This window comes from Bacillus sp. E214 (genome assembly GCF_008087365.1).
Lineage (GTDB): Bacteria > Bacillota > Bacilli > Bacillales > Pradoshiaceae > Pradoshia.
This window is the reverse complement of the sequence record NZ_VENN01000002.1, coordinates 441,714-457,121: the sequence shown is the minus strand read 5'-3', so window position 1 is coordinate 457,121 and position 15,408 is coordinate 441,714. Positions and strand designations below refer to the sequence as shown.

Below are 15,408 nucleotides of genomic sequence, written 5' to 3'. Positions count from 1 at the left end.
ATTAAATTCAATATATTGTCATATTCTCGCTATCTTTTTATCTATGAAAGCGCTATAATTAATTTGTGGGACGATGTACCATAATGTGGAACAACTTCAAAATTAATTAAAAATTGGAGAGTGGTAACCAGAAGACTTGATTCTGGAAGAGCTGCTACTTGTACTCTTTTAAGCAACCAGCAGTTTGTTCCCAACAACTAAAGTAAAGAGCTTCATTGATTGCTACACAAAATTTTATAAATTAAATGAAGGAGATGTGAATAATGGAAATAAGATATTCTACTCACCCTGATCAAGCGAAAACATTTACAACGGAGGATATCCGTAAACATTATTTAATTGAGGAATTATTTGTACCAGGAGAAATTAAGCTTGTGAATACTATGGAAGACCGAGCTATTGTCGGAGGCATCACTCCTTTAAATGACTCTATTTCTTTAGAGGGTTACGATGAAATTAAAGCAGATTATTTCCTTGAACGAAGAGAAGTCGGAATTTTCAATGTTGGAGGCAGCGGTAAAATTACCGTTGATGGTGAAGTATATGAAATGGCCAATAAAGACTGTTTATATGTTGGCTTAGGCAAAAGAGAATTAATTTTCACAAGCAACCAATCTGATCAACCAGCAAAATACTATTTGTTCTCTGCCCCTGCACATAAAGAGTATCCTACTCAACATGTAGCATTTAATGATATTGAGGGCGATCGCTTAGGATCTGTTGAAAACGCAAATGATCGTGTGATTAGACGAATGATCCATAACGAAGGAATCCAAAGTTGCCAAGTCGTAATGGGAATGACGCAATTAAATACAGGAAGCGTATGGAATTCCATGCCAACCCATACACATAACCGCAGAATGGAAGTATACCTATATATTGATTTAGATGAAAATGCGAGAATGTTCCATCTGATGGGTGAACCTACAGAAACTCGCCATATTGTGATGAAAAATGAGCAGGCGGTTATTTCACCTCCATGGTCCATCCATTGCGGTAGTGCTACTAGTAACTATACATTCATTTGGGCGATGGCCGGTGAAAACAAAACCTACAATGATATGGATGCTGTATCAATAGATGAGCTCAGATAATTTCAGGAACGATTTAAAATAATGGCATTAATTTTTCTTTGCTATTCCAAAAAAACACAGATTTTAAAAATAATGTTTAAGGTGGTTTTCGTATGAGTCTAGAAAACTTTTCACTTGATTACTTTAATTTAACAGACAAGGTAGCCATCGTGACCGGTGGCAATACAGGCCTAGGACAAGGATATGCGGTTGCCTTGGCGAAAGCCGGAGCTAATGTATTCGTAGTTACCCATAATGATAATTGGAAGGAAACGCAGGACTTAATTGAAGCTACCGGAAGGAAAGCTCATTTTAAACAGGCTGAACTGACGGATAGAGAAAGTATAAAAGATATTGTCGAAGAATGCGTAAGTGTATTTGGTCGGATTGATATTCTCGTTAATAATGCAGGAACAATTCGCCGTGCTCCCTTACTTGAATATAAAGAAGAAGACTGGAACGCAGTCATGGACATTAACTTAAATGCTGTTTATTTCCTTAGCCAAGAAGTAGCAAAAGTGATGGTCAAACAAGAAAGCGGAAAAATCATCAATATTGGATCCATGCTTTCCTTCCAGGGCGGTAAGTTTATCCCACCATACACAGCGAGTAAACACGGTGTTGCCGGGTTAACAAAAGCGTTTGCCAATGAGTTAGGACAATACAATATTCAAATTAATGCGATTGCACCTGGTTATATTGAAACCGCTAACACTGATCCTATTCGTGCTGATGAGAAACGGAATGCGGAAATTCTATCAAGAATTCCTGCTGGAAGATGGGCTAAACCAGCTGATTTGATGGGAGTCGTTGTGTTCTTGGCAAGTAAAGCATCCGATTATATGAACGGACATATTCTCGCAGTAGACGGTGGTTGGTTAGCGCGTTAAAAAGGGCTTACACCAATTTGAATGGGGCTGATTTCATTGATTACCGGCAATATAGATGACCTGATTGAGCAAAAGAGTCTTGCTGAGAATTTACAATCAAAATTAACATTTTTAAAAGAGTTCGATAGCTCCCAGTACTCTGCTGGGCGCCATGACATTGACGAGAATTTATTTTTCTTCCTCAATGAATATGAAACAAAGGAAGAACCTGACTGTATTTGGGAAGCCCACCGAAAATACCTGGACATCCATTATATTCTTGAAGGCAAAGAAAACATTGCCGTTGACCATATAAATCGTCAACAAATCAAGGAAAATTACGATGAAGCAAAAGATGCTATCTTTCTTGAAGGTGATGTCCAAACGCTTGTAGCCATGAATCCAGGTGATGTGATGATTTGTTTCCCAAAAGATTCCCACAAGGTTGGAATTATAACTGAAGAAAAGCAAATGGTTAAAAAAATTGTTCTTAAAGTAAAACGGTAAATCCTAAAATCCCTGGATATGAAGATTCAATCCAACCAAAGAGAATATGTATGTGAACAAGAGAAATCTATCAATCATAGAAAATCATAATTCCAGCTTTATATCCATAAATCTACCATCTTAGACCTTACATAATTGTGACCTCATTTTAATCCGGAAGGTAAGGTAGATCATCATGCGAATTTTAAAGACGATTGAAAAAATCCCAGGCGGGCTCATGCTGGTACCACTATTTTTAGGGGCCATTATACATACTTTTGCTCCAACATCAGGTGAATACTTTGGTTCATTCACAAACGGATTAATGACAGGAACGGTTCCAATCTTAGCCGTTTGGTTCTTCTGTATGGGTGCCGGTATTAATATTAAAGCAACAGGAACTGTATTACGTAAATCCGGAACCCTTGTTATAACCAAAATCGCGGTTGCCTGGCTTATAGCATTAGTGGCATCTATGTTTATTCCTGATGGTGGAATCCAGACTGGAGTTTTCGCAGGATTGTCCGTTCTCGCTTTAGTGGCAGCCATGGATATGACAAACGGCGGACTTTATGCATCCATCATGCAACAATATGGCACCAAAGAAGAAGCAGGCGCTTTTGTCTTGATGTCCATAGAATCCGGCCCGCTTGTAACAATGTTGATTCTGGGTTCAACCGGTCTTGCTGCATTTGAACCACAAGCTTTTGTAGGTGCTGTATTACCTTTCTTACTAGGATTCCTTCTTGGAAACCTTGATTCTGATTTACGCGACTTTTTCAGCAAGGCTACTACTACTATGATTCCATTCTTTGGATTTGCATTGGGTAACTCAATCGATTTAGGTGTTATTCTTCAAACAGGTATTGGAGGAATCTTGCTGGGTGTATTAGTTATTATTATTACGGGTATTCCATTGATACTGGCAGATAAATATATTGGAGGCGGTAACGGAACAGCTGGTCTTGCTGCATCAAGTACAGCAGGAGCTGCTGTCGCCAACCCAATGATCATTGCAACAATGGCACCTGAATTCATGCCTGTTGCTCAATCTGCTACTTCTCTGGTGGCCGCATCTGTTATTGTAACATCGATATTGGTACCAATCTTAACTGCATACTGGGCTCAATATATGAAAAAGAGAAACAAAGATACGATATCACCAGATAGCAAAGCTACCGTTTAATATTCTAGTCCCGGGGGGCAAATGGCTTGCCCCTTCTGGAATGAACAGGAGGATCCTATGAGTAAAATTATCACCGTGGGAGAACCAATGGCCCTTTTTGTTTCTGAAAAAGAAGGTTCATTAGAAACCGCCGACCGTTTTGTTCGTTTTGTTTCAGGTGCCGAGGTTAATTTTTCAATCGGTATGGCACGTTTAGGCCATCAGGTCACCTATATAACCCAATTAGGCCAAGATCCGTTTGGAAAAAGCATAGAAACATTTCTTCAGCAAAATTCGATTAACACCGAATATATTAAATATGATTCAACCCATACAACAGGTATGCAATTTAAGCAAAAAGTTAGTGCTGGCGACCCGGAAGTATTTTCGGCACGGAAAAATTCAGCCGCTTCCCATATGAATCGGGAAACAATCGCTCATATAAACTGGACCGATTATAATCATATTCATTTAACTGGTATACCACCAGCTCTTTCAGGGGGCTGCAGAGATATGGTCTATGAATTAATGGATACAGCAAGAGCCAATGGTGTGCAAATTTCTTTCGACCCCAACCTCCGTCCAGGTCTTTGGGAGGATAAACAAGAGATGGCTGAAATTATCAATGATTTGGCATGTCGCGCAGATATTGTCCTTCCCGGCATTAAGGAAGGGGTACTGTTAACCGGCCAGGATGATGTTCAACATATTGCGAACTACTATCATGCAGCAGGTGTTAAAACCGTCGTTATTAAACTTGGTGAAAAAGGGGCATTTACCAGTTCAGAAGGCGAACGTTTCTATACCGACCGTTTCCCTGTCAAACAGGTTGTTGATACGGTAGGTGCCGGAGATGGCTTTGCAGTTGGGGTAGTAAGCGGTCTATTAGAAGGACTTCCCATCAAAGAAGCTGTAAAGCGTGGAGCCGCAATTGGGGCACTTGCCGTTATGTCTCCAGGAGACAATGATGGATTGCCTAACCATGAAAGTTTACTAGCTTACATGGAGGATTCAATCGCAGAGATTTAAATAAAGGCTCATAAAGAGTAAAGATAATGGCATCCATTATCTTTACTTTTGCTTTTTAAAATGATCAGAATAAATGCCACTCCCTGTAACTCTGCACATGCGCTCCCTAAGAGATTAGATATCCTAATCTCCTAATAGGATCTTTGGATAAAATCAATCAAAGGCGCAGAGATTACTTTTCAGTTTAAACTTCCTATGTATCCCAAGTTTCTAGAGATGGCCATACTGTAGTGTTTCATTTTTTCAATTAGCGTTTCATTAATCAAGTCCATAGTCACGCGATTATTGGGCCCAGATATACTGAAACTCGCGATGATCTTCCCTTTATGATTATAAATAGGCGCCGCAATACATCTTAAGACTTCTTCATTCTCTGAGTTATCCAATGCGTAGCCTTCTATCTTTATTTTCTCGATTTCTTCTAAAAGCTGTTCTTGCGACGTGATTGTAGTAGGAGTCTTAGCAATGAATTCTGTTTTGGAAAGAATAGAATCAAATTTTTCCTGATCCATTCCAGATAATAACACTTTACCGACTGCCGTACAGTACATCGGCGCCCGGCTACCAATACGTGAAAACATGCGAACCGTTTGATTACTTTCTATTTTATCGATATAAACAATCTCACCAAGGTTCTCTATACATAAATGAACCGTTTCATTGACTTCAAGAGATAATTTTTCGAGATAAGGCTTTGCCACTGTGATGACATCATTGTTGTTCAGAAGATTTCTAGATAAAAAGAGAATTTGCAGACCAAGTTTATACTTATCGGTCTCTTCATCTTTTACAACATAGTTCATATTGGACAAGGTAGTCAGAAGCCTGTGGACGGTACTCTTTGTTAGTCCCACCTGTTCAGACAGACGTGTAACCTGGAGACCATTCGGATATTCTGAAAGTTTATTTAATATAGTTAAAGCTCGTTCAATCGATTGAACATTAGACATGATTTTCTACCTCTTTTAGTTGATTTGTATAGAGAGATTTCCGTTGTTTCCTAATATCCTGCTCTATTTATAATGATACGGGAACCTACAATTTTTGTAAATTCGAATTAAGAACTATTATAGAAAGAGTAAACTCAGCAAATACGTATAGAAATGATTACAATACAAAAAGGAGTGTTCACAATGCAAAAACAAGCAATCTTACAAAAGGTTACGGAATGTGGAGTAGTCGCTGTTGTTAGAGCAGACTCTAAGGAAGAAGCTCGTTTGATATCTGAAGCCTGTGTAAAAGGTGGTATTCAGGGGATTGAAGTGACTTTCACAGTCCAGTCAGCAGACGAGGTCATCAAGGAATTGGTTTCTGTCTATAAAACTAATAAAAAGGTAGTCATCGGTGCTGGAACCGTCCTGGATGCTACTACTGCAAGAATTGCTATTTTAGCAGGTGCCCAGTTCATTGTCAGCCCGGCATTTGATGGGGAAACAGCTAAGTTGTGTAACCTCTATCAAATCCCTTATATGCCTGGGTGTATGACGATTACAGAGATGAAAACAGCATTGGAAGCTGGGGTTGATATTGTTAAACTATTCCCTGGAAATGCGTTTGGCCCTGGGTTTATAAAAGCCGTAAAAGCCCCTCTCCCTCAGGTAAATATAATGCCAACCGGCGGGGTGAGTTTAGATAATATTGAAGAATGGATTTCAAATGGCTGCGTTGCTGTCGGAGTCGGCGGCAATCTGTTAGCACCGGCCAAAACAGGCGATTACGATCAGATTACTGAAATCGCAAAGATGTATATTGAAAAGGCTGTAGCAGCAAGAAAAAAATAAGAATTCATTCTATTAACTAAGTTGAACAGTCATCCTTTATAATAAAAGAATAGTTAGAAAAAACCAAATTAGACAGAGGAGGATTCAGATATGCCAACAAATCTCAAAGATACAGTCACCTTACATAATGGCGTTGAAATGCCATGGCTTGGATTGGGCGTTTTTAAAGTTCAAGAAGGTGAAGAGGTTATCCAGTCTGTTAAAGCAGCCATCCAAAATGGATATATCAGCATTGATACAGCTGCCATTTACGGTAATGAAGAAGGCGTAGGCCAAGCGATCAAAGAATCAGGTGTGCCACGCGAGGATTTATTTATTACAACAAAGTTATGGAATAGTGAACAAGGATATGAATCTACCTTAAAAGCCTTCGATGAAAGCATGGAAAAGCTAGGCTTGGATTACTTGGATCTTTATCTAATTCATTGGCCTGGTAAGGATAAATATAAAGAAACATGGAAAGCCTTTGAAAAACTCTACAAAGATGGACGAGTTCGTGCAATTGGCGTAAGTAACTTCCTGGTTCATCACCTTGAGGATTTAATTGCTACAGCTGAAATTAAACCAATGGTGAATCAAGTGGAATTCCATCCTCATCTAACACAAGAGGATCTTCGTGCATATTGCAAAAAAGAAGGAATTCAACTTGAAGCTTGGTCTCCTTTAAAACAAGGACAGCTTTTGGACAATCCAGTTCTTAAAGAAATTGCCGAGAAACACAATAAATCGGTTGCCCAGGTTATCCTGCGCTGGGATCTGCAACATGGTGTCGTAACGATTCCGAAATCAATTAAAGAACATCGCATTATTGAAAATTCCAGTATCTTTGACTTTGAATTATCTGCAGAGGATATGGAAAGAATTGATCAATTAAATCAAGATAGCCGTGCTGGATCTCATCCTGATACAATGAAAGCAGGCTTTGAATTTTAATAATAATCAGGAGGCAGCTTATATATAGGCTGCCTCCTTTCTATTGTTACTCCGCGTATGCTCTCTCTTCTATTAATCTTGCATGGACCACCCTTCTTCCATCCTTTAGACCTTGACTGCATGTGGAGAGCGTTAAAACCTTATCCTTATCAGATAACGGTTCTACCTTATAGCTAAAATCTGACCTTGATCGTAATTGGTTTATAAAAGCAAGATACTGTTCACTAGTTCCAAACTCAGTTTGGATATAATTAAAGCTTGGATCTGTGTTATAAGTAGAGAAAACCTCCCACTTATAATAGCCCGTTTTCCCATAAAAGTTTATGTATCTATGCTCGTATAGGAAGTTTTCATCCTTGTATTTATTCAAATCATGAAACATCGTACCGTTCTTCATATTATGTCCATAAAGAATGATATGATTGTCTGCAAAACCTTCCTGATTACGATAATCCATAAAAATACTTCCCTGAATGGATGAGCTATTGTTAAAATCATGTGTTAAATAGTAACTGTTATCATCACCCTGTACAACGGGGTAGTCAATGGCTGTTCCATCAATGGTGATCCAACCAACCGATTGGTCATTCAGCTCTACCAATTTAGTAAAATCGGCATTACCTGTTTCTTCTGATATGACCTTGTGTTTATCTTGAACCAGCTTCTTCTCCAATTTATACATCTGATATTCATCCATTGCATATTGAAACAAATAAATTCCTGACCAGCAAAACACAATCAGTAGTCCTAAACCGATTAACTTTGATATAATTGTCCGACTTCGCTTCATGCCTCTCAACTCTCTTAAGAAAATTATTATTCTTATATAATATAAGTTTAATAACAGACATTTCAGAATACAATAGCTTATCAAATAAAACAAAACCCCCACATTTTAAGCATAAGGAGGTTAAAGTCTGACTAATTCTATCCCTTTAAAGTTTCAAAAACTTCTCAAGCGATTTTTGGGAATCATATACATACTCGGATAGGAATTTTACTTCGTAGAATTATTCTTTTTACTCCCTTTCACAATCTATATTGGTATTTAAGTATTCCCTCACCAAATTCCATTGAAGTCTCTTCTTGTTGTAATTTAGTCATCTCAGATCCTCATTCTAGTTGTTCATCTTTTATCGAAACAATCAATCGTCCGTTTGTATGCTTTTAAATGATAAACTTAGTTGCTGAACTGTTTCTTCACTTAACTCCAATTCCCAGTGCATAATCTTATTCCTGTCACCTTCTCATCCTTATGTCTTTCTCGAGAACCGTACCAATTTAGGGAGAACATGGATATTTTTCGTCATTATTCGACAATATTTGCATAAAACTTGACTGAATTTTCTCTTTAATGTTACCTTCAATATGGTTAACCAAAAGTTTACTATTTAAATTGTTAGATAGATTGGTTGTTTATATGCGAATAAATATTATTAAACTAGTATTCCTAGGCATTAGTTGATAATATACCTAAACCGCAATAATGCAGACTTATCCGTGGTTGCTTACACGAAAGCTGTGGATATGTCAGAAAACGGTTATTTCGCCCATACATCACCAACATACGGAAGTCCCTTTGATATGATGAAGGCTTTCGGAATCACATATGTAGCAGCAGCTGAAAACATTGCGCAAGGCCACAGAACAGCTGAAGCCGTTATGGAAGGTTGGATGGACTCAGAGGGTCACAGAGAAAATATCCTAAATCCAAACTATACTGAAATCGGGATTGGTTATGAAAAGTATGAGCATTACTGGGTGCAAATGTTCATTCAAAATTAATCAACCATTATTCTAACAAAAACGCCTCTTTCCAATAAGGAAAGAGGCGTTTTATTGTAAAAAAAAAACTTCTTATACTGAAATTCAGTATAAGAAGTTTCCCTTTTGAGCTTTTAATACTTCTCAAGCGTCCTTGAAAATCATATAAAATACTCATCAACTCATCAAAAATTTCTACTTCGTTAATTATTTCTTAAGGTTGTAGAAAGATTGAAGACCTTTGTATTCAGCTAAATCGCCAAGCTCATCTTCGATACGAAGAAGTTGGTTGTATTTCGCGATACGGTCTGTACGGCTCATAGAACCAGTTTTGATTTGGCCAGCGTTTGTTGCTACTGCAATGTCAGCGATTGTAGAATCTTCTGTTTCACCGGAACGGTGGGATACAACTGCAGTGTAACCAGCGCGTTTTGCCATTTCGATTGCATCGAAAGTTTCAGTTAAAGTACCGATTTGGTTAACTTTAATTAGGATAGAGTTAGCAATACCTTTTTCGATACCTTCAGCAAGCTTTTTAGTGTTTGTAACGAACAAGTCATCACCAACAAGTTGTACACGATCGCCAATGCGCTCAGTTAACAATTTGTGGCCTTCCCAGTCGTTTTCATCTAAACCATCTTCAATAGAGATGATTGGGAATTCGTTGATTAATTCTTCATAGAAGTTAACCATTTCTTCGGAAGAAAGACCATTGCGTCCTTCGCCTGCTAGATCGTATTTCTTAGTTTCTTTGTTGAAGAACTCAGAAGAAGCTACGTCCATTGCAAGGTAGATATCTTTACCAGCTTCGTAGCCAGCTTTAGTGATTGCTTCAATGATTACTTCAAGAGCTTCACGGTTAGAACCAAGGTTTGGAGCGAATCCACCTTCGTCACCTACTGCAGTGTTTAAGCCTTTGTCGTGAAGAACTTTTTTCAAGCTGTGGAATACTTCAGCACCCATACGGATTGCTTCTTTGAAAGTTGGAGCTCCAACAGGCATGATCATGAATTCTTGGAAGTCAACGTTGTTATCAGCGTGAGAACCACCGTTGATGATATTCATCATTGGAGTTGGAAGCTGTTTCGTGTTGAATCCGCCAAGGTAACGGTATAAAGGAATGTTTAGGTAATCAGCAGCAGCGATTGCAGCAGCCATGGAAACACCAAGAATTGCGTTCGCACCTAATTTACCTTTGTTTTCAGTTCCATCAAGGTCGATCATCGCTTTGTCGATTCCAGCTTGATCAAGAACATGCATACCGATGATTTGTTCAGCAATGATATTGTTTACGTTATCTACTGCTTTTTGAACACCTTTTCCAAGGTAACGGTCTTTATCGCCATCACGAAGTTCTACTGCTTCGTATTCACCAGTGGAAGCACCACTTGGTACCATAGCACGGCCGAATGCGCCAGATTCTGTTTCAATTTCTACTTCAACTGTTGGGTTACCACGGGAGTCTAATACTTCACGTGCATAAACGTCAATAATAATTGGCATTAAATTTCTCTCCTTTTAATTGGAAAATATAGTACATTTTATAGTTTGTACAACTTACTTTTTAATTAATGATTTTCCAGTCATTTCTTTCGGTTGCTCTACATGCAATAGTTCAAGCATAGTTGGAGCTAAATCACCCAGAATTCCACCGTCACGAAGTTCTACCTCTTTATCAGTGACAATCACTGGAACAGGGTTTGTCGTATGTGCTGTCATCGGATCTCCATCTGGAGTGATTACCTCATCAGCATTACCATGGTCAGCTGTGATAATGGCTTTACCACCCATAGATAGGATTTTATCGACGATTTTTCCAAGGCATTCATCCACAGTTTCAATTGCTTTGATTGTTGGTTCAAGCATTCCGGAGTGCCCAACCATATCAGGGTTAGCAAAGTTTAGGATGATCGCATGATGATTATCTTCATCCAATTCCTTCATAAGGGCTTCAGTCACTTCATAAGCGCTCATTTCAGGTTTAAGGTCATACGTGGCAACCTTTGGAGAATTAATCAAAATACGTTTCTCGCCTGGGAATTCATCTTCACGTCCACCACTCATAAAGAAGGTAACGTGTGGGTATTTTTCAGTTTCGGCAATGCGAAGCTGTTTTAAGTTGTTTTGCGATAAGACTTCACCGATTGTGTTATCCAGATTTGTTGGTTTAAATGCAACATATCCTTTAACAGTTTCACTAAAGTGAGTCAAGCAAACAAAATACAAATTCTGCGGGAATCCTGGGCCTCTGTCAAAGCCGCGGAAATCATCATTTGTAAATACGTTAGAAATTTGGATAGCACGGTCAGGACGGAAATTATAGAAAATAACAGAATCATTATCTTCAATTTTCGCCACAGGCTGTCCATCAGCTTTCGTAATTACAGATGGTAGAACGAATTCATCAAAAATCCCATTACGGTAGGAATCCTCTACTACTTCCATTGCGGAAGAATAAGAAGGTCCTTCACCATAAGTCATGGAACGATACGTTTTTTCTACACGATCCCAGCGTTTATCACGGTCCATGGAGTAATAACGTCCTGAAATAGTCGCGAACTGGCCTACACCAATTTCTTTAAACATATTTTCAGTTTGTTGAATGTACTTTTCAGCAGTTTGAGGACCAACATCACGTCCGTCTAAAATGCCGTGTACATAAACATTTGTAAAGTTTTCTTTAGCACACAAGCGAAGTAATGCAAATAAATGCTGAATATGGCTGTGTACTCCACCATCAGATAATAATCCCATTAAGTGTAGAGCCTTATTATTTTCTTTCGCATGTTGAATCGCGCCTAAGAAAGTTTCATTCTTTTCGAATTCACCTTCACGAATCGCAAGGTTTACTCGAGTTAAGCTTTGATAAACAATCCGGCCTGCACCGATATTTAAATGGCCAACTTCTGAGTTACCCATTTGTCCCTCCGGCAAACCAACTGCTAAGCCACTCGCTATCAGGTGATTATGTGGATACTCTGCCCAATAACGGTCAAAGTTAGGCTTTTTAGCCTGTGCCACAGCATTACCCTGTGTTACATCTCGAGATCCAAACCCATCGAGAATGATTAACGCTACTGGTTTCTTACTCATTTAGAAACAGCCTCCAATAATCCTAAGAAAGAAGTTGGTTCAAGGCTTGCTCCGCCAACTAAAGCACCATCGATATTATCTTCTGAAAGATATTCTTTGATGTTTTCAGGTTTAACAGAACCGCCATATTGAATCCTAATTGCTTCTGCCACATCAGTTGAAAAGCTATCAGCGATTGTTTGACGGATATGACCGCAAACTTCATCAGCATCAGCTGCTGTGGAAGACTTTCCTGTACCAATTGCCCAGATTGGTTCATAAGCAATAATTGTCTTCTTAGCTTGTTCTTCCGTAAGGCCTTTGAATGCCTTTTTAATTTGATCAGCTACAAGAGCTTTTGTTTTACCAGCTTCACGCTGCTCCAACGTTTCCCCACAACACACAATAGGGATTAAATTGTGTTTAAAAGCAGCCAATGTCTTCTGGTTAACTGATTCATCTGTTTCATTGAACATTTCACGACGTTCGGAATGTCCAATGATAACATAGTCTACCCCTAAATCAGAAAGTGCTTCCGGACTTACTTCACCCGTATATGCGCCACTTTCTTTAAAGTGCATATTTTGTCCACCAACTTTAAGATCCGTTCCTTTTGTTGCTTTTACAAGCGATTCAAGAAATAGCGGAGAAGAACACACAACCGCATCCACTTTTTCTGGAGTAGGAATGGAACCTTTAACTTCATCTACAAATTGTAAAGCTTCGCCAACCGTTTTATTCATCTTCCAGTTTCCTGCGATAATTGGTTTACGCACTTTTCTCATCCTCTCGTATGTGTCCGTATAATGTATTTATTTGTCGTTTAACGCTACCACACCAGGAAGCTCTTTACCTTCCATGAATTCCAAGGAAGCACCGCCTCCAGTAGAGATGTGGCTCATTTTATCCGCAAGGTCGAACTTTTCAACTGCCGCAGCTGAGTCCCCACCACCAATTACGGAGTATGTATTTTCCGCATTTGCAAGTGCTTCTGCTACTGCTTTTGTACCGCCAGCGAATTTATCAAATTCGAATACACCCATTGGTCCATTCCAGATCACGAGTTTGGAATTTTTAATAGTGTCTTCATATAATTTTGCAGTCTTTGGTCCGATATCAAGCGCTTGCCAATCAGCTGGAATCGCATCAATATCTACCACTTTAGACTCTGTATCAGGTGAAAATTCTTTTGCAATAACCGCATCCACCGGCATTAAGAAGTTAACACCTTTTTCTTTTGCTTTATCCATAAAGGATTTAGCCAATTCAATTTTATCTTCTTCTAAAAGAGATTGACCAATTTCATAACCTTGAGCCTTGATGAACGTATATGCTAGTCCACCGCCAATGATTAGGTTGTCCACTTTCTCAAGAAGATTATCAATTACACCGATTTTATCCTTTACTTTTGCTCCACCAATAATTGCTGTGAATGGACGTTCTGGATTAGAAAGAGCTTTTCCAAGCACTTCTAATTCTTTTTCCATTAGCAAACCGGCTACAGCAGGGATATGTTTTGCAATTCCTTCTGTCGAAGCATGTGCACGGTGAGCTGCACCGAATGCATCATTTACATACACATCTGCAAGATCTGCAAATGCTTTTGCCAATTCTGCGTCGTTCTTTTCTTCGCCAGGATAGAAACGTACGTTTTCTAGAAGAAGTACATCGCCATCTTTCATCTGCCCGATTTCAGCTTGTACAGCTTCTCCGTATGCTTCATCCGTTTTCTTAACATCTTTGCCAAGTAATTCGCTTAAACGCGCAGCAACAGGAGTTAAGCGTAGCTCTTCTTTTACTGCACCTTTTGGACGGCCCAAATGGCTTGCCAGAATTACTTTTGCGCCTTTTTCAATTAAAAGTTGAATAGTCGGTAAAGCCGCACGAATTCTTGTGTCATCAGTTACTTTGCCATCTTGCATTGGTACGTTAAAATCAACGCGGCAAAATACTTTTTTTCCTTGTACATCAATGTCTTTAATCGATTTTTTGTTCACTTAAATGAACCTCCTTTAAAATAAGGGACCAGCTAAAGACTTAATCAGGTCTGCCCAAACTCTGATTAATTGCCGTTAAAATAAAACAGGGAGAAAGGGGAATTTTCCCCTCTCCCCCCTTAAACAAATTCATTATACCTTTAATAAGGTTTTCTATCTACTACGTTAAAGATTAAAGACCTTTTTTAGCAATGTAAGCTGCAAGGTCAACTACACGGTTGGAGTAACCAGTTTCGTTATCGTACCAAGAAAGTACTTTAACCATGTTGCCTTCCATAACCATTGTAGAAAGAGCATCAATAGTAGAAGATTGAGTAGTTCCATTGTAGTCACGAGATACTAATGGAAGTTCGCTGTACTCAAGAACTCCTTTTAATTCACCTTCAGCAGCTGCTTTTAATGCTGCATTGATTTCTTCTGCAGTTGCTTCTTTTTCTAATTCAGCAACAAGGTCAACAACAGATACGTTTGGAGTTGGTACACGCATAGCCATACCGTTCAATTTACCTTTCAATTCAGGTAATACTAGAGCAACAGCTTTAGCAGCACCAGTAGTTGTAGGGATCATGCTTTCAGCAGCAGCACGAGCACGACGGTAGTCTTTGTGTGGCAAGTCTAAGATTTGTTGGTCATTTGTGTAAGAATGAATTGTAGTCATCATTCCGCGTTTGATACCGAAGTTATCGTTCAATACTTTTGCAAATGGAGCCAAGCAGTTTGTAGTACAAGATGCATTAGAGATTACATCATGGTTAGCTGCGTCATATTTATCTTCGTTAACACCCATAACGATTGTGATATCTTCATCAGATGCAGGTGCAGAAATGATAACTTTTTTAGCGCCAGCTTCAAGGTGTTTTGCAGCATCTGCGCGTTTAGTGAAACGTCCAGTAGATTCAACAACGATATCTACTCCAAGATCTCCCCAACCAAGTTGAGCTGGATCTCTTTCAGCAAGAACTTTTACACGTTGTCCAGCTACTACCAAGTAGTCTCCGTCAACTGTTACATCTTGATCTAAAGTTCCATGAACGGAATCATATTTTAAAAGATGCGCAAGCATTTTTGCATCAGTTAAATCGTTAACTGCTACAACTTCTACTTCCGGATTATTTAACGCTGCACGGAATACGATACGTCCAATTCTACCAAAACCATTAATACCTAATTTTACTGCCATTAGAAGGTTCCTCCTTTTGGAATCTTAGAAATAGATTTTAAATTATATTCAAAAGGGTG

The 15,408-nt window shown here is 38.9% G+C and carries 14 protein-coding genes and 1 pseudogene; 8 read left to right on the top strand and 7 right to left on the bottom strand.

Going from position 1 to position 15,408, the window contains the following annotated elements:
* The first annotated feature begins 263 nt into the window (after positions 1-263).
* The 5 genes from kduI (at position 264) to FHY47_RS11410 (ending at position 4,622) form a co-directional block, all read left to right on the top strand.
* Positions 264-1,094, top strand: a complete 831-nt coding sequence (gene kduI, locus FHY47_RS11430; protein WP_148630662.1) for a 5-dehydro-4-deoxy-D-glucuronate isomerase — start codon at positions 264-266, stop codon at positions 1,092-1,094.
* Positions 1,095-1,186: 92 nt separating this feature from the next.
* Positions 1,187-1,963: a 2-dehydro-3-deoxy-D-gluconate 5-dehydrogenase KduD gene (gene kduD / locus FHY47_RS11425; RefSeq protein WP_148630660.1), complete on the top strand. Its 777-nt coding sequence runs from the start codon at positions 1,187-1,189 to the stop codon at positions 1,961-1,963.
* A gap of 36 nt (positions 1,964-1,999) precedes the next feature.
* The gene (locus FHY47_RS11420) at positions 2,000-2,449 is read left to right on the top strand and encodes a NanQ anomerase/TabA/YiaL family protein (RefSeq protein WP_262366002.1); all 450 of its coding nucleotides are present in this window, start codon (positions 2,000-2,002) and stop codon (positions 2,447-2,449) included.
* A 175-nt stretch (positions 2,450-2,624) separates the two neighbouring features.
* Complete coding sequence (gene kdgT, locus FHY47_RS11415; protein WP_066106251.1) at positions 2,625-3,614, top strand: 2-keto-3-deoxygluconate transporter; 990 nt, start codon at positions 2,625-2,627, stop codon at positions 3,612-3,614.
* Between the two features lie 57 nt (positions 3,615-3,671).
* Entirely contained in the window at positions 3,672-4,622 is a 951-nt protein-coding gene (locus tag FHY47_RS11410) for a sugar kinase (RefSeq protein WP_066106248.1), read from the top strand.
* 179 nt (positions 4,623-4,801) lie between these two features.
* Here FHY47_RS11410 and FHY47_RS11405 read toward each other — a convergent pair whose 3' ends face one another.
* On the bottom strand, positions 4,802-5,572 hold the full coding sequence (locus FHY47_RS11405; RefSeq protein ID WP_148630655.1) for an IclR family transcriptional regulator: 771 nt from the start codon (positions 5,570-5,572) through the stop codon (positions 4,802-4,804).
* Positions 5,573-5,755: 183 nt separating this feature from the next.
* On the opposite strand from FHY47_RS11405, the gene FHY47_RS11400 reads away from it, so the two are divergent.
* Positions 5,756-6,403, top strand: coding sequence for a bifunctional 4-hydroxy-2-oxoglutarate aldolase/2-dehydro-3-deoxy-phosphogluconate aldolase (locus FHY47_RS11400; protein WP_140461766.1), 648 nt, complete (start codon positions 5,756-5,758; stop codon positions 6,401-6,403).
* A 90-nt stretch (positions 6,404-6,493) separates the two neighbouring features.
* The gene (locus FHY47_RS11395; protein WP_066106239.1) at positions 6,494-7,336 is read left to right on the top strand and encodes an aldo/keto reductase; all 843 of its coding nucleotides are present in this window, start codon (positions 6,494-6,496) and stop codon (positions 7,334-7,336) included.
* Positions 7,337-7,382: 46 nt separating this feature from the next.
* Here FHY47_RS11395 and srtB read toward each other — a convergent pair whose 3' ends face one another.
* The gene (gene srtB / locus FHY47_RS11390) at positions 7,383-8,126 is read right to left on the bottom strand and encodes a class B sortase (RefSeq protein ID WP_140461767.1); all 744 of its coding nucleotides are present in this window, start codon (positions 8,124-8,126) and stop codon (positions 7,383-7,385) included.
* Positions 8,127-8,830: 704 nt separating this feature from the next.
* On the opposite strand from srtB, the pseudogene FHY47_RS11385 reads away from it, so the two are divergent.
* Positions 8,831-9,121 (top strand): annotated as a pseudogene (locus tag FHY47_RS11385) (CAP domain-containing protein); the annotation flags it as partial.
* A gap of 186 nt (positions 9,122-9,307) precedes the next feature.
* Here the strand turns inward: FHY47_RS11385 and eno are convergent.
* From eno to gap, 5 genes are all read right to left on the bottom strand, one after another.
* Positions 9,308-10,603: a phosphopyruvate hydratase gene (gene eno / locus FHY47_RS11380; RefSeq protein WP_066106229.1), complete on the bottom strand. Its 1,296-nt coding sequence runs from the start codon at positions 10,601-10,603 to the stop codon at positions 9,308-9,310.
* Positions 10,604-10,657: 54 nt separating this feature from the next.
* A complete protein-coding gene (gpmI, locus tag FHY47_RS11375; RefSeq protein ID WP_066106226.1) occupies positions 10,658-12,193 on the bottom strand; it encodes a 2,3-bisphosphoglycerate-independent phosphoglycerate mutase in 1,536 nt (511 codons plus the stop codon).
* The gene (gene tpiA, locus FHY47_RS11370) at positions 12,190-12,948 is read right to left on the bottom strand and encodes a triose-phosphate isomerase (RefSeq protein WP_139892217.1); all 759 of its coding nucleotides are present in this window, start codon (positions 12,946-12,948) and stop codon (positions 12,190-12,192) included. Before tpiA ends, gpmI begins: the two co-directional genes overlap by 4 nt.
* A 36-nt stretch (positions 12,949-12,984) precedes the next feature.
* The gene (locus FHY47_RS11365) at positions 12,985-14,169 is read right to left on the bottom strand and encodes a phosphoglycerate kinase (RefSeq protein WP_066106220.1); all 1,185 of its coding nucleotides are present in this window, start codon (positions 14,167-14,169) and stop codon (positions 12,985-12,987) included.
* 172 nt (positions 14,170-14,341) lie between these two features.
* Entirely contained in the window at positions 14,342-15,349 is a 1,008-nt protein-coding gene (gene gap, locus FHY47_RS11360; RefSeq protein WP_066106217.1) for a type I glyceraldehyde-3-phosphate dehydrogenase, read from the bottom strand.
* Between the last annotated feature and the right edge of the window lie 59 nt (positions 15,350-15,408).